The sequence below is a fragment of the bacterium genome (genome assembly GCA_021372535.1).
GTDB lineage: Bacteria > Latescibacterota > Latescibacteria > Latescibacterales > Latescibacteraceae > JAFGMP01.
Genome location: JAJFUH010000203.1, coordinates 1 through 21,920, shown reverse-complemented (window position 1 = coordinate 21,920; position 21,920 = coordinate 1). Strand labels below are relative to the sequence as shown.

The following is a 21,920-nucleotide window of genomic DNA, read 5'->3' as shown; positions in this document are numbered from 1 at the left end:
AATAATACATGCCCGGGAATGAATACCCGGTCAATTATCGAGAAGCGTCTCCGGCATTCCCCCGTACTGTTCCGGAACGGTTGTTTGCGTGACTACCACAAACCGTTTACTCTTCATTTATACCGAAATTTCACCGAGATCGGTTGTCTCCGAAGCCCATTCCTCGAGAAATCTGTAATGGTCGGGCAGCCATGCCTTTGCGCTGAGCCGGGCGACGTTTCTCACCTTCTCAAGAAGCTCGCGTTCCTCGGCGCTCATCTGCGGGCGGAGATAAGCATCGACATTAAGGTAGAGGTGGTCGAGGTTGTACATGCCGGTTACGGTCGCATCGGGCCTGACCGGAGAATTGATCACATACCGCAGCGCCGCCTGGTTGTAATTGAGCTCAGGGTGTTTTTTTATCGAATCGGCAACATGTCTCAGCGGCGGCTGGAGCGGATCCCCGGCAAACGCCTTCATGGTCATGACACCGATGCCTTTTTTCCGGAGTTTTTCCGGCAGAGGCTCGAAATCGGCCGACTTCCCCTCGACAGAGTGGCCGAGCCATGCCGTGTTATGGTAGTAATTGTACGGGAAGAGGACAAAATCCAACGGGAATGAGCTGAGTACACTGTCGAGATCGCTCAGGTAATGCACCGGAACGCCGACAGCACGGATTGCGCCCTTTTCCTTGAGCCGGAAGCACTTTTCCCAGTATTCCCAGCCCGGTTGGGACGGGTCATAGGCGTGGATGCGGACGAGATCGATGTGGTCGCGGCCGAAGAGCTTGAGATCGCGCTCGAATTCCTGCTCCAATGTGCGGTTTTCATACGGCAGCACCGCTATGGATATGACAACGTTTTTGATCATCGGCGCGAGGTGTTTACCCATCGGCTCGTACTGGTAACACTCATGTTCCTTGTCATAGACATCGAATAGGTTGATACCGCAGTCGTACGCTTCGCGAATGATCTGCTGACGTTCATCGAAGAACTTGACAATGTCGCTGCGCATGTGCGAGCCGAAGCCGAATTTCGATACCCTGATACCGGTCGTACCAAGCTCCCCCGCGGGAATACTCCCGCCTGATGGCCTGGGAACGGTGGCCTTGAACGAATAGTCCGAATATCGTATGTCATCCTTTTTGATCAGCATCGTCCGCGGTGCGCCTGAGCCGCAGCCGGCAAGACCTGCGCCGAGCGTTCCGGCGGCGGTTTTCAGGATAAAATCACGGCGTTTCATAGAGCAGTACTCCTATTTTTTTTGTTTATCGCGTTCCCAAAGAGGCCGTGTCAGGCGCGGATCTGTCCATGTATGTCCGATACGGTCTGCGATACCCTGTATATGGTCGTGTGCCTTTTTGACTTGACCATATTCCGAAATGTGTTCGAGCGAGAAAGTTTTCCATGGCTCGAGCTGTGTCGAAACACGGATGAGTGTTTCGTGATCAAGAAGGCCGGTTCCCATCGGAGCCTCATCGATATGGCAGACGAGAAGCTTATCCTGCACCATGACATCCTTGACATGAAACTCGCCGATACGGTCGCCAAGCGTGGCAACAGCGCACCTCATGAACCGCCCCGATTCGTAAACACGGTCGTAGGACATGTGATTGACAAAATCGAAAGTGATTCTGGCATAGGGTGAGTCGAGCCGGTCGACGAATTCCTTCATTCGCTCGATGCTGTTGACAATGGTCCACAGGGTAGTTTCGGGGCAGAGCATGACACCCGAATCCTCGGCGACAGGAACGAGCTCCCGTGTGTTATCGATAAGTCTGTCGAGAGCTTTCTGTGTATGATTGTCGGGATGATGCATCCAGATATCTTTGGGATGCAGGCTTCCGACCGAATACCTGAGCGCCGTACACTTGAGTTTCCCGGCGATTTTAAGCGCCTGAGCGATCTGACGCATATGTTCTTTTTCCTCGGTTTTGTCGGGCCGGACAGCGGAAGCTCCGATACCGTAAGGACCCGGCGTAAGCCCTGCGTCCGCAAGCACGTTCCGTGCATGATCGATATCCGCTTCCGAGGGTTCCTGATAACCGGCATTGACTCCGGCAACACGGAATCCTATATCATATATGAGCTTTGCTTCTTTCGGGTCCAATTTTCCCAGAGGACCGCCCAAACCATCGTTCCAGCAGAGTCTCATGAATTGTACCTTTCATCTGACAGTGATAATGAATTTCTTTTAATAGACATGATTAATAAAGTTATATAATTAGATATGATTGACAAAAATATTTTAATAGACATGATTAACATGATTTACATGATTTTTATTTAAATATATATTTTACATCTTGTTAATCTTGTAAATCCTGTCAAAAAAAAACATTCTGTTAATCCTATCCGTTATATTTTCTGAACTTTCGCTTTACTTTGACAGACGAACCGAAGTTTATAAGGAGACCATTATCTATTCCGGTGGCCGCGAGATAGTTTACGAGTTGTACTTCATGCTCTCTGGCCAGATTCTGGACTGCTTTCAACTCAATGATCACCTGTTTTTCCACAAAAAGGTCCGCAAAGAAGTCACCAATTACCTGTCCGTGATAATTCACGGTGATGGGGTACTGTTGATTGACATCCAGTCCGCTATTCTCAAGTTCGATCTTTAAAGCGTTTTCATACACTTTCTCAAGAAATCCCATCCCGAGCTCTTTATGAACCTTATACGCACAACCGATTATAAGCTCCGTTAATTCATTGATTTCCATTTACAACCTTTTTTATCAGATATGATTAACATGATTTACAGGATTTTTTCTTATTAAATATTTTACATCTTGTTAATCTTGTAAATCCTGTCAATAATAAAATTGCTTTTTTAAATTCCATCCATTTGAATGATCTGGATTTTTCTATTCAAAGAACTTGCATGATTAACAAAATTATTTGTTTAGACATGATTAACATGATTTACAGGATTTTTTCTTATTAAATGTTTTATCTTGTTAATCTTGTAAATCCTGTCAAAAAAATTCTAATCCTGTCAATCCTGTTCATACGCCGGCCCAGTTATCGAGCCATTTGTAATGTCCGGGAAGCAGCGCATGTGAGGTCCGGCTCGCGTACTGCCTGATATTGTTCAGGAGTTCCCGCTCCTCGTCGCTCATGGTCGGGTTGTAATAGGCTTCAACATTTTCGTAAAGGTTATAGAGGTTGTACATCCCGGTCAGTGTCGTTGCGGGTTTCACTCCCGAATTGATGACATAACGGAGCGCCGCCTTGGTGAAACTGATTTCCTTTTCACGGGCAACCTGCCGGGCGACTTCGATGAACGGCCTGACAAGATAATCGCCGGCAAATGGTTTCATGGTCATTACGCCGATGCCGTTCTCGCGGAGACGGGTCGGCAGGGGATCGAAATCATCCTCTTTTTCCTCGAACCAGCAGATGTTGTGATAAAAGTTGTACGGGAAGAGAATATAGTCGATGGGAACCTTCCCGACGAGCCAGTCGACATGCTCCATATCATGAATGGGCGCTCCGACAGCGCGGATATACCCTTTCTCCTTGAAGCGGAAAAGGGTTTCCCAGATCGGATCCTCGGGTTTACGGAGAATTCGTACGAGGTCGATGTGCTCACGGCCGAAAAGCCGCAGGTCGCGTTCAAGCTCCTGTTCGGGAGTCCGCCCGTCGAATGGCCGGAAGGATATGGATATGAGAATATCGTTCTTGAATGGGGCGATCTGTTTGCCGAACGGCTCGTACTGGTAGCTGCCGCCCGTTGATACCCCTTCTTCCTGATCGTAGACGTCAAATACGTTAACGCCGAGATCGTGCGCTTCGTGAATCATGTATTCACGCTGCTTGTCATAGGTTCTCATTTCCGCCCTGATGTGTGACCCGAATCCGAAGTTGGAAATCCTGATGCCCGTTTTGCCGAGTTCCGACATCGGCATTGAACCGCCTCCCGGACGCGGGTAGAAAGGAGCAAGTTCTTTCCAGAGTGGAATATTTTTCGGTTTACGGGCGCCGCAACCTGTTGCTCCGAGTGCACATGCCCCCATCACACTCCGTGTGATGAAATCGCGACGTTTCATTTATATTCTCCCTTTTCTCGTATGGTAAACAATTCATCTTTAATGACGGTGTTCTACTGAAAAAGCATGGAAGGTATATAAATAGTCCTATGAAAATAGAGTTTTATATGCTCCTTTTCAAGTAGTTTCTCTGGTTTTTGTCCGGCATTGTTGAAATCATCGTGCGAATTTCCCGTTAATTTCCGGAATAATATGTTCGACGTTTCGGCTGAATAAAGGTTTCTTGAGGCGTGTTTCGTGTCTGTAATGGCAGATAAAACGATATAACGGCACTGATTTGTTTGCAGATTATCAATTTTCATCTTGATTTTTCACGCCCCGTATCGTTTCATGTGATCCATGTATCAGGCTGGCTGAAAAATTGATGGTACTCAATACATGCAGTCATACCATAAGGAAAGGGGCGGTAACGTGGTAAAAAAAATGGTGATTGTGATGTTTGCGCTTGTTCTTGTGTCATTGACAAGTGCGTACGGGTTGTCGAGACCCGAAATTGAATTCAGGATATTCCAGTTTCCTCATGACCAGATTCCCCGTATCGACGGGAAAACCGATGACTGGGCTATCGTTCCTCCGGAATATACTTACGGTACCGGGATGCTTAATGATACCGAGGATGGCCATGGAACAGATATCGATCGCAAGGACCTCGATGTCAGGGTAACCGTCGGCTGGGTCAAGGGTATGAACCGTCTCTACTTTCTCTACGAGGCGTACGATGATTTCTGGGATTTCGAGCGGTTCAATCCCAATGGCTACAGTAACGATATCTTCGAGATCGCGGTCGATGGCGATCTGTCGGGCGGGCCGTTTATCACCAATGCCCAGTTCAGCGACAAGATCGAAAACCATTTTGCCTTCAGCGGGGTACATGCCCAGAACTACCACATCTACACACCACCGCAGAACAACGCATGGGTGCTTGTCTGGGGATGCCAGCCCTGGATCAGCGAGCTTCCCTGGTCGAATTACGCTTATTCCTATAATTTCAAGCATGGCGAGAGCGGAAAACTCGTGCTCGAATGCTGGATAACGCCGTTCGATTATGCGCCGTATGACGGTCCCGAGCGCGCAGTCGAATCGAAGCTCGTCGAGAATACCCTCATCGGGCTTTCATGGTCGATTCTTGATTTCGACGGTGGTAAACGCGACGGCCATTACAATCTGGCGCACAATGTCAAGATGGTGAGCGATGCCAGTTATCTCTGTGCGTTCCGTCTCATGCCCCTCGAAGACAAATTCAAGGATCCCATCAAGGCGCAGTGGTCGTTCAAGGTCATCGACATGGACCGCCGTCTCGTTTCATTCAAGGATGAATCGTACGGCGAAATCACACAGTGGCTCTGGAATTTCGGTGACGGCACAACATCGACAGAACGCAATCCGATCCACGAGTATGCCAAGCCCGGCATTTACTATGTCGTCTATCTCGATGTCGAGGGTCCGAAAGGGAAGTCACGGACCGCGAAATACTGGGATGTCATGGTGAAATAGGGAAATCGGGTATTGTTTTACTTGTAGGCGATAGACAGGTATTCTACGGTGTATTTAAAAAGAGTATCTCCGGGTTACAAATAAAACCTGACACTGCTGATGGAAGATGTCTGCCTGACATGCCTGTACAAAGGATGATTCGTACTTCGTAAATCGTACATTTTTACAGTCAGGATATAACTCATTGAATGCACAGTGCTGTCATTCAGGATGAGACAGTACGTTTTTTTCCCTCAAACATCTGACATTACAGACCCCACATGTATGTCACCTTGACCTGCATGATTCTGTCCGTGATATTGTCCGATGAATCGAGAAGGGTGTTGCGGTTTTCGTTATAAACGATATATAAATGGCTCTTGGGCCGGTATACGTAGTCGAAGAGCAGGTTGGTCGAGATTCTCTCGTCTGCGTCATTCCATTGGATATAGCATTTCGCAAACATTTCCGTTGTGAATGAATACGTCCACCTTCCGGCAAGAACATTCGCCGTGAGTGAGCCGTTTTTCAAGTCAAGGTCGTTATATGTATAGTTGAGATCCATGTTGAAATGATTGGACAGCTTTGTTCTGTTCGTGACCGATATACGCTTGCTCTCACCATCAAGCTGTTCACCCCACTGATAACTTATGTTCCCCGAAACAGTACGGGCCTGATATGAATTGAGGGAGATTTGCTTGTATGTAACGGTGTACCTTCCCGCGTCGATCCGGATATCACGGATGTAATCCTCATCGGGCAGAAAATCATAATCACGATTGATGCTGAACGACAGATTGTCTCCGCTCGGGGCGCTGAAAGACAGTTCAGACTGATTTTCACGGGTTTCGAGTGTATTGTTATGGTTTGTCGTATACACAATGCCGTTTTCCCAGGAAATGCTTTTCAGATATCTGTTATTCAGCCATTTTGTAAAACTGAGATTTCCGTCGGTTTTACGGATGTCACCCCTGCGGACATACCCCATCTGGGGATTGAAAAGCGAGTCAATGAACGTGTAGCTGATCGAGCCGTCAATCCATTCCTTGTTGAGTGTTACCTTCACATCGCCGGCCCAGTTTTTCCCGTTGTCTTCAGTGTCGTTCTCCATGGTTTTTGCAAGCGACCCTTTCATGTTGAACTCCTGGGAGAAACTGAGAAATCCGTCCGCGCCGAACGTCCGCGAATATTCATCCCCGGCAGATTCTTTGTTAAGAACCATCATACCTACATATGACTTGGAAAACAGGTCGCGTTTCAGCCGGAACGCGGTGTAATTCGTCGAGGGTTCGACCCGGCTGGAATCAATCGAGGTTCTTTCGCTCTCTATGTTCATCACTCCCAGCGAAAATTTACCGACCCGGCCTGCGACTTTTGCACCGCCGTAGAGCGGGGTTCTCTTGCCGTCCTTGATACCGATTGTCCGCGAATTGAACAGAATGAAATCAGCGTCCGCATCGTAGTATTCTCCCGCCGAGGATGTCATGCTGAAATTGAAAAGCCCCGCATTTTCAAGAAAGAAGTCGCGTTTTTCGGGGAGGTAGATATTGAAACGTGTGACGTTGACCACTTCCTCCTCTGACTCGACCTGTGCGAAATCGGTATTGTATGTCGCATCGGCAGTCAACTGCGGAGTGATATGGTAACGGACATCGAAACCGGCGTCAAGTTCGGAATCATGTTTTTTCTCCGGTTCGTAAATGGAAGTATAACCCCCCCGGATGTACGGCTGTACTTCCATGTTGATCGTATACGAAGGCGTTTTGATGTTTTCGAGGATGGCGAAGAGTTCTCCCTTGAATTTGCCGTCATGCCCAAGTCCGCGGGGAATCGGAACAAGGTAGGTTGTTTCGTTGGTGTGCTTGATGTTGCGGGTGATATTGAGCCCCCATTCAACGATATCGCCTTTTTTATACTTGAGCGATTTGAACGGGAACGCCATCTCCGTTACCCATCCTTCCGCGTTTATCGAGGATTTGACCTGCCAGATGCAGTCCCAGCTTTTATTGATGTCGCTTCCCTCATCGCTGATAATCGCGTCCCCCTTGACTCCGAGCGGGTTGGTGGCGAATGCATAACAGTTGCGGTAATCCTGAAACGTATCGATGAGGAGCTCGATGACATCGTCCCTGAAAATATCCTTGTCCTGACGCATCGCCGAGGCAAAAATCTTGTCGGGCTCGGAATCATATGACTGAATTCCGAAATAGATCGTATCCTTGTCCTGAACGACCATAACTTTCGTTTTTTCACTGGATGGCGCCCTGTCAAGAGGCTCCTGCTGGAAAAAATACCCTATATAGGGTTCCGCATACTTCCATCCGGGATCATCGAGCTTGCCGTCAATAACGATGGGCTCCTTACTTTCTCTGACAACAATATGAATATCGGGGCCCTTAATGAGATCGGTTCCGATGGTACTGGTTTCCTGAGAACGGGCTGTACGTGATGTTACGGAAAGGATAATCGAACTTGTTACGAGAAAAAGCATGCAGGCAGTGAATCTGGGCATGTAGTAATCCTCACATATGGTTGTTAATCAAGATGTTAAATGTATAATCCGAGTAATTCGTAAATGCTTGCAGGCATGGAAATAGAAAACACATTTTCAAAGATCGGACGGTTGTTCGCTGTTAATAGGGATGAGCAGGGACAAGGTTTGAAATATCCCTGTAAATCAGATATATCAGTTGTATGATATGTAAAATAATATGTGATAATGCATGTGTATGTGTACTATTGCTCAATATATTTTCATACTTAACTATTTATTATACCATAAATTCTGAGGTAATGAAAGTACATTTTTTTGAGTTTTACGGCGTTAAAGTACATTTTTTTTGCAGTAAAGTAAACTGGAAGTCGATTAATCGTGTGAATTATCATGCCGTGAGTGATTTCATGATGATTTCTTACCCGATTTTATACACATGAAGCTTCATTCCGTCCATCCATGCTCCGGATAGAGTATTATTGCTCCGGCGATCAAACGGCGACATCATATGATGTCATGCCGAACTCGATTCGGCATCTATTGCACATGATAGAATCGATATTTTCTTACTGCAGCAATAAAACGGGAACAGCGCGGGTCTGACATGTTTATCCGGATTTCCGGAAGGACGCCGGGGAGTGACTGTATTGAAATATTACCGTGATTTTTGCGGGAAAAATCCCTTCAGGAATGAAGCGAGCGTTCCCTCGTACACCGCTTCGGCAAGAAACTCGGTGCCGTGCTGATCACCCCATGAGTAGGTGATGATGGTTTTTCCCCTGAACTCGCAGCACTCCACATCCGAATTGTTGAGGTCGAGAGCCGTCACGATACGGGATCGTTCCTCTTTGGTGAGTTTCGGATTGGCGATGCGCTTGTCTTCCGGGGAATGGGACATGATGGGATTGCAGGGGCTGCTTTCCCAGTGGGCAAGGTCATTCGAGCGGACGATATGGGGAGCGTAGGCCGGCCAGTCTTTCCCGGTTCCGGGAGGAACGGGTTTTTCTTCGAGATAAATCATGTAATACATGCCATCGAGATAATGAAGCGCTGGACACGCCGAATAACGGTCTTTCGTATATACGCACTCATCGGGTGTGAGTTTCCAGTGCACGAGGTCAGGCGATGTGAGAAAACGCATGGTGAATGCTCTCCCGACAACATCGGGAGGTTGGCCGACTTCGATTGCCATGATGTATGCTCCCGCGCCTTTGCAGAGCGATGTATTATATATTTTCCACCCTTCGAGTTCAAGCGCCTTCCATGAATCCCACCCCTCGAGATTGCCGGAACGGAACAGCCATATCTCCGATCCTCCCCAGTCGTTGACGCAGGAGACATAGACAGTATCGTTTTCAACATAAGCATTTCCGAGATCGAATCCCTGAGCGAATGCCGGAGTCGGTTTTCCCGATGCGGTATCGATAAAGCGGGAGTAAGTATTTCCGGTTATGTTCGGCTTGTAGTTCGAGCGGACATATTCGAATCGATAGAGTTTATCTCTGAATACGACCGGTGTGGTTTCGACCATGTCGCAGTCTATGGTGCCGAGTTTTCTGATGACAGGGCAGCCCGATCTTGAATCGTTGCAGACCGTTATATTGCTATTCATCATAAACAGAGAAAAGGCAGCAAGAATAAACGTAATAACTTTGGTTCCGGTGGTTTTCATCGTATGATTTCACTGTGGCAGGATATGCACTCTCTTACGATTCTTCATCATGTTGTTCAGGCGGAGGCTCTTCGTGTTGAATCTGTCTGAGATCCTCGATAATCTCATTGTCATCCCGGAGTTTATCGGCGAGACTCCTGATAACATTGAGGAGTGTATGGATCGCGAGGTCGTTGTCACGCCGTAAGAGCACCATAAGCTCGGCTTTTCTGATGAGGATGATGATACTCTCGGCTGCGGAGGAGACAGTCACGGTATGAAGATCATTGGTGAAAATTCCCATTTCACCAACGATTCCGATGGGATCGATACGGGAAATTTCTTTCCCGTCCGGTGATGTTACAAGGAGCTGGCCCTTGATTATGATGTACAATTCATGTGATTCATCACCGGTACGGCAGAGCTGTTCGCCGTCATGATAGATTACATGAGTGGCGATGGAAAGAATTTTTTTATATTGATCTACCGAGAGCCCTTTGAAAATGGGTATTTTTTGAAGAATTGCGATATACTGCCTTGTACGGACTAGAGCATCTCGTCGGTCAAGACCTGACCGCTGCTCGACTGTAACGGCTGTATTCTGTGTTCTTCTGTCAATACCGTTTCGCCTGATTTCTGTCATAGTAGTGTATCCAACGACTGTTTATATGTGCCGTATGAATTGTTTGTTATTATAAATCTTTTTATAATAATTTCAAAATGTTTTTTTGAATAATCAAAAATTAATGGCACAAATGTGCTTTTCCCATTTAAAATATTAATGAAAAACAGTGAATATTTTGTATTTTAACAGAGAACTCCTGAGGAGGTGTCTTTCACACACCTGACAATATAATTCCGTCTTTAACTAAATCAAAGAATTATAACAGCCTTTAACAGTTTGTATCCACATATAAGATGTTATTCACCATACTCTGTATTACCTCAGAATAGTATTTTTTGTATTTTGAATATCTATAACAGGAGCAAGTCATGCATGAGAACAGGCATTCAGACCGGAGATTGTTTATCAAAACTCTCGCAATGTCCGGGCTTGTGTTTTCGGGAATACGCGGATTTTCTTCCGGCGAGGCAAATGAAAACGCCAGGGTGAAGCACTGGGATGTGATCGTAATCGGAGGCGGACCCGGGGGAGTCCCCGCCGCTGTTGCCGCCGCTCGTAACGGCGCCCGTGTCCTGCTCGTCGAGCGGTATGGATTTCTCGGCGGAATGGCCACTGCCGCGCTTGTGCTGCCGTACATGAAGTATTCTGCGGGCGGAAAAATCATTGTCCGGGGATTGTTCGAGGAATTTCTCGATATACTCGAAAAAAACGGCGCTGTGCGGGTTATGAAACTGACCGACGAGGAACTTATACGGCTCAATACTTTCACGACCGACCTCGAAACCCGCGCTCATTTCGACGATGAGCCGATGAAATGGGTGCTCGACCGGTTTGTCCTCGATTCCGGCGCAAGTATCCTGCTCCAGACACAGGCTGTCGGCGTGTTGAAGGATGGTAATGCCATAAAGGCCGTGCGGATTTTTCACAAAGGGGGCATCGAGGACCTGAGCGCCGATATTTTTATCGACTCCACCGGTGACGGCGACATTGCGACGTGGGCGGGTGGAACCATAGAAATCGGCCGTGAGCAGGATAATGCCTGCCAGCCGATGACCGCTTCGTTCCGCATGGCCCGTGTGGATTTCAAACGGCTCCCGGAGGGCAGAGAGATCAATCGTCTCTATGACGAGGCTAAAAAACGGGGCGAGATCAACAATCCCCGCGAGAATGTTCTCAAATTCTTCACCGTTCATGACGATGTCATGCATTTTAACGCCACCCGGGTGGTCGGCAGAAGTTCCCTCGATGGCTGGTCGATGACCGAAGCCGAAATAGAAGGCCGCCGTCAGGTGGAAGAACTCGTCCGGTTCCTGAAAAAGTATGTGTCGGGTTTCGAGAACGCCTATCTCATGAAAACGGGTACACAGATCGGTGTGCGCGAGTCACGGCGTGTTATGGGCAGATACGTGCTCAACGCCGACGATGTGGTAAAGGGTCGGAAATTCGACGATGGCGTCGCCTGCGGTTCATATGCCATCGACATACACAATCCCTCCGGCACGGGCACGAAGATGGTCTACCTCGACGAGGGCATTTACTATCACATCCCTTACCGGTGTCTCGTGCCGAACGGGATCGACAATCTCATTGTTGCGAGCCGCTGTGTTTCATCCACTCATGAAGCGCATTCGTCGCTCCGCGTGATGCCGACTGTCTGGGGGATCGGCCAGGCTGGGGGCACTGCCGCCGCGCTCTGTATCAGACATAAAAAAGCGCCGGGAGATATCGATACGGCTGATCTGCGGAAAACGCTCATCGCTCAGAAAGCGTTTATATGAGCGGCAAAAAATCAGCGTGTTTTGCTTTCATTCCGGCTTATTAATTCTGATCTGACAGACTTTTTTGAGACTATGCCATTAACCATCGGGAGTGAACAATGAACACGAACATATATCCGAATCGGCGCCTGTTTTTCAAGACCCTGTCACTGTCCGGGCTGATATTCTCGGGTGTAAACGGGTTCTCCTATGGCGAATCCACTGAAAAATCGAAGGTTAAACACTGGGATGTGATTGTAGTCGGCGGAGGGCCAGGAGGCGTTCCTGCTGCCGTAGCGGCGGCGCGTAACGGCGCGCGGGTGCTCCTTGTCGAGCGGTACGGTTTTCTCGGCGGCATGGCTACGACAGCGCTCGTACATCCCTACATGAAATACAATGCGGGAGATACGATCATCACACGGGGGCTGTTCGAGGAGTTTCTCGATATTCTCCTGAAAAACGGCGCTATCCTCGATGATCGAAAGCATTTTGACGCCGAACCAATGAAGTGGCTTCTCGAAAGGTTCGTTCTCGATTCCGGGGCCGATATGCTGCTCCATTCACAGGCCATCGGCGTGTTGAAAAAGGATGACTCCATCCGCGCCGTACGGGTATTTCACAAGGGCGGTGTCGAGGACCTGAGCGCCGATATTTTTATCGACTCGACGGGGGACGGCGACATATCCGCCTGGGCCGGAGCGAAAATCGAAATCGGACGCGACCAGGATCACGCGTGCCAGCCGATGACCACTTCGTTCCGCATGGCGCATGTGGATACCGGACGGATTCCCGCCGCCGATGAAATCAACCGTCTCTACGATGAAGCGAAAGCCCGTGGCGAGGTGAAGAATCCCCGTGAAAACGTCCTGAAATTCAAATCGGTCCATCCTGATGTCATCCATTTCAACACGACCCGCGTGGTGGGTAAAACCTCGCTCGACGGCTGGTCGATGACCGAAGCGGAAATCGAAGGCCGCCGTCAGGTGGACGACATGGTGCGGTTTCTCAGGAAATATGTCGCGGGTTTCGAGAACAGCTATCTCATGAAGATCGGCCCGGAGATAGGAGTGCGCGAATCGCGCCGCGTTATGGGGAAATATGTACTGACAGCGGATGATGTGCTCGAAGCTCATCACTTCGATGACGGGATCGCCTGCGCCTCATATGATATTGACATTCACAATCCGTCTGGTACCGGTACGGTCATCAAACGCCTGAAAGAGGGAACGTACTATCAGATACCATACCGCTGTCTCGTCCCCGAAGGTGTCGGGAATCTCTTAGTCGCGAGCAGGTGCATTTCCTCGACTCACGAGGCGCATTCATCGCTCCGCGTCATGCCCATCGTCTGGTCGCTCGGTCAGGCCGGCGGAACCGCAGCCGCTCTCTGCATACGGAAGAAAATCACTCCCGGGCAGGTTGATGCCGCCGGGCTCAGAAAACTGCTCACCGACCAGGGGGCATATCTCTGATATCCGCCGTCATGAATTATTTTTCAGAAATTCCTCGATCTCGCTGCGGTAGGGCGCCGATGTCTGGGCTCCGAGCCTTGTGACCGACAGCGCCGCCGCCGCATTCGAAAAACGGACGGCATCCACGAGGCATTTCCCCTCAGCAAGCGACACCGCAAGGACACCGTTGAACACATCCCCTGCGGCGGTTGTATCCACAGCCTGCTGAACCCTGAAAGCCGGTATGATACCCCGGAAATCGGGAGCCGCTGCAAATACTCCCCGTGCGCCGAGAGTTATCAGGACAGTCCCGACACCTTTATCGAGCAGCTTATCCGCAGCTTTCGCTGCGTCACGCTCGTTTTCAACCCTGATTCCGGTCAGGAGCTCGGCTTCCGTTTCGTTCGGGGTGAGGATTGAGACGTTTTTGAGGAGATCGTCCCCGAGCGGCTGAGCAGGCGCGGGATTGAGGATTACCCTGACTCCGTTCACACATGCGGTTTTAGCCGCAATCTCGACGGTTTCGAGGGGAATTTCGAGCTGCATGAGGACATTACCGGCAGATACGAGAGCTTCGCGCGCTGCATCCATATCGGATGGCGACACACGGGCGTTGGCGCCGGATGCGACCGCGATGCTGTTCTCTCCCTTCTCGTCCACAAAGATGAGGGCGACACCCGAAGGCGCTGACGGGTCTTTTGCGATATGGCTCACGTCTATCCCGTCGTTTATGAAGCCGTTCAGCGCCTGTTCGCCGAACATATCCTCCCCGACCCGCGCGATAAAAACAACCTTCCCGCCCGCGCGGGCGGCGCTGACCGCCTGATTCGCCCCCTTTCCTCCCGGTGCGGTGGAAAACACGCCGCCGATGACCGTTTCGCCGGGTTTCGGAATCCGCGCAACCTTGATGATCATATCCGTGTTCGAACTGCCGATAACGACAATAGATTTTGTCATGGTTATTTTTCCTTATTCGTGGCATTATGCCGATTTTGAACAATTTCCGTTTTTTCCTTTCAGCTTTTCGGATAATGGGGCGAGTACAGCATCCGTTCCGGCCTCGGTGCAAGATCACCGTTCACAACGAACGGCTCCCCCCGTTCGGCAAGATGTTGTACCATGCGGGCATGCCATTCCCGTACTTTTCCGCGGTTTCCCGGCTCCATGGAAAGATCGTGCAGTTCTCCGGGATCGTTATACAGATCGAACAACTGCTCCCCGCCGTTCATGGCATGGTAAATGTACTTATACCGGCCATCGGTCAGAGCGTTCCAGTGATTCGAGGGATCGTAACATACATCGTGCTCCATGTCGATGACTTCCCGCCAGGAATCGCTTTTGCCCCGGAAGATGTCGAGAACGCTTCTCCCGTCCAGATGCCCGGGTACAGGCTGTCCGGCGGCATCGAGAAATGTCGGGAGTACGTCGCGGAGTTCGACAGGCTGATCGAATGTCACCCCGGCCTTATCGAACATGCCTTTCGGCGGACGGACGATAAACGGTATGTGCGCCGAGCTTTCGTACGCGTAGGATTTGCGCCAGAGGTTGTGGTCGCCGGTCATGTCGCCGTGGTCGGCGGTGAAAAGAATGAACGTATTGTCGAGAAATCCGCGCTGTTCGAGGGCGCCGAGAATCCGGCCTATCTGCTCATCGATGAACGACACCGAGCCGTAATATCCCCGCCGTGACTTCCGTGCCTGTCCGATACCGAGATCGCCGTGCCAGAGGCTGAAATCGGCAGGGTCGGCGGGAGCGTATTTCGCGGCCCAGTCTCCGATAACCGGCGCAGGCATGTCATCCTCACGGTATGCTTCCATGAACCGTTTCGGCGGGTCGTAGGGACTGTGAGGGCGCGCGAACGATACCTTGAGAAAAAACGGCTCCGGGTTCCTGTAATCACGGATGAAATCGACCGCCGTCTGTGCAGTCCAGAAGGTCGGGTGGAGCTCTTCGGGAGGGACATACACCGCGGTACGGTAATCGTTCCAGCCGATTCCGGTTACATCGTATGCCATTCCTTTTGGGGCGTGCTCGCGGAAGAAGGCGCGGTAATCGCTTTCGAATCCTTCTGTTTCGACACGGCTCGATTCATCGAGAATGGTCTTATGGAATCCATGAAGGTTGCGCTGGGGATACCAGTGCATTTTCCCGATTCCGAGTGTCCTGTAGCCTGCATCGCGCATGGTCTGCGGGAGTTCCACGGGGTAATGATCGGCGACACGCCCGTATCCGAGCATACCATGATGCCAGGGAGAGAGCCCGGTCAGGATGCCAGACCGCGCCGGTGTGCATGTCGGTGTGGAGCTGTATGCATGACGGAAATGCGCACCTTCTCCGGCGATCCTGTCGATATTCGGAGTTCTGATTGCACGGTTACCGTCACAGCCGAGGCAGTCGCCGCGATGCTGATCGGCCATGAGAAACAGGATATTCGGCTGTGTCTGAGCGGATGCGGAACGAGTGCCAAACGATATACCCGCTCCGGCTGCTGCGGCGGCGGAACTCCCGATTCTGATAAAATCACGCCGTGTCAGGGATTTCATTGCGTACTCCTTTTGTTCGTTTCAGCATCATCAATATTTCTTCAGGGATAAAAAGCCACAGAGAAACGGAATGCTTAAAATCCCTGTGTCCTGCCGGGCAGTTCTGTCCGGAAGTTTGAAATCGTTAAAACAGCCGGATTTATACAATTCTGGCGATTATTATCAGGCTGAGACCGATAAAAAACGAAATAAACATGAATGCAAGGAGCGTTCCGGTGCCCTGCGGCGCCTCCCTGAATTCCTTCCAGATGAAAACTCCCCATAAAGCCGCAATCATGGTCGCGCCCTGTCCGAGGCCGTACGATATGGCAAATCCCGCCTGTCCGGATGCGATGATGCTGAACGACATACCGAGGCTCCAGATCATGCCACCGAGAATACCGGTCATGTGGAGCTGGAGATTGCCTTTCCTGAAGTAGTCGCCGAACGGAACGGGATCGCCCACGAACGGTTTCGCCATAAGGATGCTGTTCCAGATAAAACTTGAAAGAAGAAGACCGACGGAGAAAACGACCACCGCCGAGTAGGGAGTCAGTTTCCCCGCTTCGGGTGATATAAAGTCGGAAGACATCGAAGCCGCCACGAAACGGTAGAAGAATCCCATGAGAATACCGGCTACGATGGAAATGACAAATCCCTTGGCGGTCGTTTTCTGTCCTGTTGCCGGCAGCCGTTTATAGGCAAACGCATCGAGGATTATGGCGACCACGACAAGGGCGACGCCGAGGAAAAGCACCGCGGGATTCCCGAGCGGTGTGGCGATGTAGTTGGTAATCACTCCGAGCGCGAGCGCAAGGCCAATCGCAATGGGGAATGCGACCGCCATTCCGGCGATATCGATCGCGGCGACGAGCAGGAGGTTGGCCAGGTTAAAGACAACGCCTCCCATAAAAGCCGACCAGAGCATGTTTCCGTTTGCTTGCGCCATGTCAGCGATAAAACTTCTGCCTGCCGATCCCCTGCTGCCCATGGTAAGCGCGAGAACGAGCGCGAGCAATACAACGCCGAGCGCATAATCCCAGTAAAAGAGCTGAAAACGCCATTCCTTGGAAGCCAGTTTCTGGGTATTTGCCCATGATCCCCAGCACAGCATGGTGATGAAACACATGATAACTGCGGTGATGTACGATTCCACGACGACCATGTCAACCTCCCGTTTATCTGCAGAGACATTCGATACGTAACCGGATCGGTTCCGGTGAAATAAATGAGCACACAGGTGTTTCAGCGCGACAGGTTTTGGTTGAGCAGTCTCAGGGTAAGCCAGTCGAGAAATGCTTCCGTATTGATGTGCATCCCGACACGGCAGTTGGGGGGACGGCTCTCATCGATCAGAGTATAGCCCTCATCGTCCACTGTTACATGGGCATTGCGTGTCGTGACAAACCTGTCGGTAATCGTCATGGTCACCGCCACGGGATCGAACAGGGTGGGATCGCGGTTCATGTCGGTTCCCGCCCATAGGGTATAGAGCCCGCAGACTGCATCGGTCAGGGGCGAGGATCGCATGAACAGGTGGAGCCTCCTGTCCTTGTTGTATTTTACAATCGTGGTGACATCGAGGCCTGCAAGGGTGATCGGGACGCCGGACGAAATGAATTTTTGAGCGCTTTTGATATCGGCACGCACATTCCATTCCGCATCGGGCGCCGGGCCGCCGTTATATCCCATATAGAACGACCCGAACATCGAATAAACCTCTTTCACCATCTTCCATGCTTCGGGGTCCTTGTCGATCACATCGGCTAAATTGGTCACCGGGCCGACGCTGATGATGGTAACCTGCCCGGGATATTTCCGCAGGTTTCGTATGATGAAATCGGCAGCCGATTCTTTGACCGGTTTGAATTTGTCAAAACCTTCCCCCCATGTCATCTGGGGAGGAAGCGCGCTGTTTTCACGGGTGCGCCTGCCCACCGCGACCGGAATATGTTCCTGCCCGCATTCGTACAGCATCCTGCAGCTGACGCGGGCTCTGAGGTCTGTCGGGCCGTCCGCCGTGGTGATGCCGAGAATCTCGAATTCGGGGCTGACCTGCACGAGAGCATGGGCAAACGCGTCATCGATATCGCCGGCCAGGTCCGTATCGAAAATGATTTTCATTTTTTCCTTACCTTGCGCGTTTCCCGTACTGACTCCGGAGCAACACCACATCAGGAAAACCGCAACCATTACCAGAACATGCTTCATGACCGATCCTTCTTTCTGTACACTTCAAAAAACCAGTTCATACCGACAATATTCTCTTATCATGCAAAAAATCATTCAATTGAGCAAATGAAAAAAATATTTGCCAAAATCAAATCTTATCTTATATTTTTTATTAACATCTTGTATTCTGGTTAATTCTAATACATTTAATAATAATATATTGGAAGGCGAATCAGTTGTCAGTTCAAATCATACCTGTTAAAGAGTTAAAAGTCGGGATGCTTTTAGCGGATCCTGTATACAAGGGAAACGACAAGAAAGGAGCGCTTCTTCTTGCAGCGAATACCCTGATAACCAGCGAGCAGATAATACACAGGCTTGCCGCATATGGGATTGACACGGTTAAAGTCGACCAGGAAAAGGGTTTCAATCAGCTTGAGGTGAAAAAGAAGAAGATTCTCGTAAAGCAAGCTCTCGAGATAAGCGCCAGTGAGTCGGTAATTTCCAATACGTTACTCGATCAGAGAAAATGGGAAGATATTATCAGTGAGTCGAAGGATAAAGGTGCAGCGGCGGCAATCATCACCAAACACACCAATTCATTCATCAGCTCCGTTACCAATGTCTTTTCGAAAAATATTACGTCCCGTGCCCTCATGAGGGATGAGAATATTTTAGCCATTATCAAGGATATTATTCATTTCGTCGCCAATCATATCGATATCCTCCGCGCTGTTATACGGCTCGATACACTCAATGAATACACATTTCCCCATTCCGTGAATACAATGGTATTGTGCCTGTCGCTGGCACGGTCGCTTGCATACAGGGACGAGGACATCAAACGTCTCGGACTGGCGGTGATACTTGGCGATCTTGGTATGGCGAACTACCACACCAAATTAACGCTCAGACCTTCCGGATTATCGAAAAAAGAGATTTATGAAATAAACAGACACCCTGAATTCACCGTCGAATTCCTTGTGAACAACGGTCTGGACGACCAGCTTATCAATACCCTGATACTCGAACATCATGAGCGCTACAACGGCTCGGGATATCCTAACGAACTCGCCGGCGATGAAATGCATCCCCTGTCAAAACTTTTTACCATTGCCGATGTTTACGATGCCATGACATCCCCACGGCCGTACAGAACCGCTATTCCGCCGTTCCTTGCCCTGAGGGAGATTCACGGCATGGCGGATACGCTCTTCGATCCCAAGATGGCCACCTATTTCATAAAGCATCTCGGTGTGTTCCCCATGGGGAGCATGGTTGATCTCTCGGGCGGAAGGCCGGCCCTTGTTGCAGGGATGAATAAAGAGGATCCTCTCAAGCCGCTCGTGATTGTCTTCAATTATAAAAAAATTCTCAATACCTCAGAAAAGATTCGTCCTGAGGAGGGAGTGATACTCGATCCGAGTAACTGGGAACTCGTCGATCTTGCGGTAGATAAGGATGAGAATTACGGTAAAATTGTGCGCGGTGTCGACCACAGGAAATTTCGCTTTAATCCAAGCTTCTATCTGAATCAGGTATAAACCGGGGATTTTTCATCGTGTTTAACGTATAGTAGTCTGGAACGGATTCAAAGCGATCGTGTTATTCGGCGATTTCTGAAATTCCGTATTTTTCGATCAGATTCTGAATGATTCCGATGTCATCGGTCTCGACTTTCTCGAATTGAAAACCGGTATAGTAAAAAGCGGGGAACCGTTCCTTTTTGCAGCGAATACTTCTCGCATCGAAAGAAATTTCACTTATTCCGGATTTTTTTTCAGGGAGGGTCATTTTCATCTGATAGACGATATCAGTTGCAATGGGACTCTCGCTCATCAGCATTAAACCACCGGTGGTAATATCCACGAGATTACCCAGAAAATGATTATTCGATCTGTCATATACCTTTAAAAAATAGATCAGACATTTCCGTTTATTGTTTCTGCGTTCATCCATCGTCAGACACCCCGCACTGTATGAAAAATTAACCGCACCTGTTTCCCTTATAATATAACTCGCTGATTATGTGTATAACATAAATAATCACACCGTTTCTATTTATATTTTACATCGTCAGTAAGAATCAGTATCCCCAATTCAACATTTTTCGGGGAAAGTAATATTTCCCTATCGTATTCATATTACCCGTCACTGTTCACCGCAGTTCGAAAACCTGACATTTTCCCGGAGCCGGTTTCACCGTAAATGTACGATTCCCCGCACGTATTTCCACGGGCTTATCCGATCCCGCAAAATCAGTGCGGCGGACAAGGACACGGTTACCGAGCACAAGGCCCGAAACAACCGTGCCCGGCTGCGGAGGAACATCAAAGGTTATGGGTGTCCCGTGCTCAAGGAATTCGCCGTACTCTTGCGCCGCTGCGTAAACCTCGTGGACGAGCCTGATCTCCTCGGCTTCTTCCTGTGCTCCGCACCACATGAAAAACGTATCGGTACCCCTGAGCAGCATGTGCCACAGGAGTTCCTGATATTTTTCTGCGCTGAATTGTGTCAGTCCCGGAGCAGGATACTGTTCCGGATTGATCATGTTCCAGTGAACGAAACTGATAACGGGAATACGAGACGGGGTATGTTTCCCGGCGTTGCCTGCCACCAGAAGCATGTTATAGAACCACCGGTAATCGGGATTGTCGAAGTCATACCATCCGAACAAACGGGCCCAGGAATAAACCACCGGCATGGCGAAAGTATAACCGGTACCGGGAAAATCATCGTACCATGCACGGTATTTCGCCCGCCGGTCCTCCTTGTATGGTTGCCCGTCCACATAATACTCGTAGTAATCGTACCAGTACCGGTACCCGTCATGGGGATACACGGCATAATTTCCGACAAGCGCATCGGGGAACCGTGACAGCACCGGCTCCGTGAAGGCATACCGCTGGAGGTCCGAGCGGATGACGCGGAGGGCTTTTTGAAATTCAGGGAAACTGTCGATGTTCTTTATATTCTCACGGCATCGTGCACAGCGTTTCGATGCCTCGTACGCACGGTTGAATTCAAGCGGGCCGTCAATCTCCCAGTCCGCGAAAATAAAGTCGACAGTGAGCCCGGAATCCTTGTAAGCCTTTACGAAAAACTCCACCTGCTCACGGATTGCATCCTTACGGTTATCGAGGGTAAACGGGCAGCCCATCTTATAATTGCCGAAGGAATCGTCCCAGAACGGTTTGCCTTTGTCATCGATATGCGCGGTGCATTCGTCCCCGTTGAAAAAACGGTACAGGCACTGATTGGCGTTGATATTGACCGGCACGCCGAGTTTTTTCTGGGCGCGGGCGACAACGAGACCACGGGAGAGAGACTCCTCACGGTTTTCTGGCGACCACGAGCAGATGAGACCTATGCCTCTCCGGTCGAGCTCCCGGACGAGTTGTTCCGCTGTTTTTTCATCGATTTTCCCGGGGTCCATGGCTGGCCAAAGATAGAGCGGCAGCCGTTTCCCGCGCTCGTATCGAAGCGGTTGTGTCGAATCAAGAACGGTCTGTATGCGCTGAGACCACATGGTCGTGTTTTTTGGTGCGTCAGCGCCATACAGAATATGAACGGAGAGTATAGAAATAAAAGCGGTTATTGTAAGTGTTTTCATGGAGTTGCCTTTTCGAAAATCATTTCTTTACATATCATTTATTGACTCAACCTGCATATGTGTATTAATCGGATTAATCGTTTACAACGAGAAATATATACAAAAACAAATCCGCGTAAATCCGCGTTCTAT

Annotated in this window: 17 protein-coding genes; 4 read left to right on the top strand and 13 right to left on the bottom strand. The window is 49.7% G+C overall.

Annotation, left to right across the window (positions count from 1 at the left end; translation table 11 throughout):
- Positions 1–117: 117 nt before the first annotated feature.
- The 4 genes from LLG96_17530 to LLG96_17515 all read right to left on the bottom strand — a co-directional run bounded on the left by LLG96_17530 (position 118) and on the right by LLG96_17515 (position 4,030).
- On the bottom strand, positions 118–1,221 hold the full coding sequence (locus LLG96_17530; protein ID MCE5252008.1) for an aldo/keto reductase: 1,104 nt from the start codon (positions 1,219–1,221) through the stop codon (positions 118–120).
- 12 nt (positions 1,222–1,233) lie between these two features.
- Positions 1,234–2,133, bottom strand: coding sequence for a sugar phosphate isomerase/epimerase (locus LLG96_17525; GenBank protein MCE5252007.1), 900 nt, complete (start codon positions 2,131–2,133; stop codon positions 1,234–1,236).
- 196 nt (positions 2,134–2,329) lie between these two features.
- A complete protein-coding gene (locus LLG96_17520) occupies positions 2,330–2,701 on the bottom strand; it encodes a GxxExxY protein (GenBank protein MCE5252006.1) in 372 nt (123 codons plus the stop codon).
- A 285-nt stretch (positions 2,702–2,986) separates the two neighbouring features.
- The gene (locus LLG96_17515; GenBank protein MCE5252005.1) at positions 2,987–4,030 is read right to left on the bottom strand and encodes an aldo/keto reductase; all 1,044 of its coding nucleotides are present in this window, start codon (positions 4,028–4,030) and stop codon (positions 2,987–2,989) included.
- Positions 4,031–4,558: 528 nt separating this feature from the next.
- Between LLG96_17515 and LLG96_17510 the strand changes: the two genes are divergently transcribed.
- Positions 4,559–5,524: a PKD domain-containing protein gene (locus LLG96_17510; protein MCE5252004.1), complete on the top strand. Its 966-nt coding sequence runs from the start codon at positions 4,559–4,561 to the stop codon at positions 5,522–5,524.
- A 247-nt stretch (positions 5,525–5,771) separates the two neighbouring features.
- On the opposite strand, the gene LLG96_17505 is transcribed toward LLG96_17510, so the two are convergent.
- The 3 genes from LLG96_17505 to LLG96_17495 form a co-directional block, all read right to left on the bottom strand.
- Complete coding sequence (locus LLG96_17505) at positions 5,772–8,015, bottom strand: carbohydrate binding family 9 domain-containing protein (GenBank protein MCE5252003.1); 2,244 nt, start codon at positions 8,013–8,015, stop codon at positions 5,772–5,774.
- Positions 8,016–8,652: 637 nt separating this feature from the next.
- Positions 8,653–9,669: a hypothetical protein gene (locus LLG96_17500; GenBank protein ID MCE5252002.1), complete on the bottom strand. Its 1,017-nt coding sequence runs from the start codon at positions 9,667–9,669 to the stop codon at positions 8,653–8,655.
- 34 nt (positions 9,670–9,703) lie between these two features.
- Positions 9,704–10,291, bottom strand: coding sequence for a cyclic nucleotide-binding domain-containing protein (locus tag LLG96_17495; protein MCE5252001.1), 588 nt, complete (start codon positions 10,289–10,291; stop codon positions 9,704–9,706).
- 350 nt (positions 10,292–10,641) lie between these two features.
- On the opposite strand from LLG96_17495, the gene LLG96_17490 reads away from it, so the two are divergent.
- Positions 10,642–12,051, top strand: a complete 1,410-nt coding sequence (locus LLG96_17490; protein MCE5252000.1) for an FAD-dependent oxidoreductase — start codon at positions 10,642–10,644, stop codon at positions 12,049–12,051.
- A 98-nt stretch (positions 12,052–12,149) separates the two neighbouring features.
- Positions 12,150–13,502 carry an FAD-dependent oxidoreductase gene (locus LLG96_17485; GenBank protein MCE5251999.1) on the top strand — a complete coding sequence of 451 codons (1,353 nt, stop codon included), beginning with the start codon at positions 12,150–12,152 and terminating at the stop codon, positions 13,500–13,502.
- 9 nt (positions 13,503–13,511) lie between these two features.
- Here LLG96_17485 and rbsK read toward each other — a convergent pair whose 3' ends face one another.
- The 4 genes from rbsK to LLG96_17465 all read right to left on the bottom strand — a co-directional run bounded on the left by rbsK (position 13,512) and on the right by LLG96_17465 (position 18,214).
- Positions 13,512–14,438 (bottom strand): ribokinase, encoded by a 927-nt coding sequence (gene rbsK, locus LLG96_17480; GenBank protein MCE5251998.1) that lies wholly within the window; start codon positions 14,436–14,438, stop codon positions 13,512–13,514.
- Positions 14,439–14,497: 59 nt separating this feature from the next.
- Positions 14,498–16,024 carry an arylsulfatase gene (locus tag LLG96_17475; protein MCE5251997.1) on the bottom strand — a complete coding sequence of 509 codons (1,527 nt, stop codon included), beginning with the start codon at positions 16,022–16,024 and terminating at the stop codon, positions 14,498–14,500.
- A 139-nt stretch (positions 16,025–16,163) separates the two neighbouring features.
- A complete protein-coding gene (locus LLG96_17470) occupies positions 16,164–17,168 on the bottom strand; it encodes a GRP family sugar transporter (protein MCE5251996.1) in 1,005 nt (334 codons plus the stop codon).
- An 80-nt stretch (positions 17,169–17,248) separates the two neighbouring features.
- Positions 17,249–18,214: a nucleoside hydrolase gene (locus tag LLG96_17465; GenBank protein MCE5251995.1), complete on the bottom strand. Its 966-nt coding sequence runs from the start codon at positions 18,212–18,214 to the stop codon at positions 17,249–17,251.
- A 239-nt stretch (positions 18,215–18,453) separates the two neighbouring features.
- Between LLG96_17465 and LLG96_17460 the strand changes: the two genes are divergently transcribed.
- Positions 18,454–19,719: an HD domain-containing protein gene (locus LLG96_17460; protein ID MCE5251994.1), complete on the top strand. Its 1,266-nt coding sequence runs from the start codon at positions 18,454–18,456 to the stop codon at positions 19,717–19,719.
- 61 nt (positions 19,720–19,780) lie between these two features.
- Here LLG96_17460 and LLG96_17455 read toward each other — a convergent pair whose 3' ends face one another.
- Together LLG96_17455 and LLG96_17450 are read right to left on the bottom strand one after the other, a co-directional pair.
- Positions 19,781–20,134: a PilZ domain-containing protein gene (locus tag LLG96_17455; protein MCE5251993.1), complete on the bottom strand. Its 354-nt coding sequence runs from the start codon at positions 20,132–20,134 to the stop codon at positions 19,781–19,783.
- Positions 20,135–20,333: 199 nt separating this feature from the next.
- Complete coding sequence (locus LLG96_17450; GenBank protein MCE5251992.1) at positions 20,334–21,788, bottom strand: hypothetical protein; 1,455 nt, start codon at positions 21,786–21,788, stop codon at positions 20,334–20,336.
- Between the last annotated feature and the right edge of the window lie 132 nt (positions 21,789–21,920).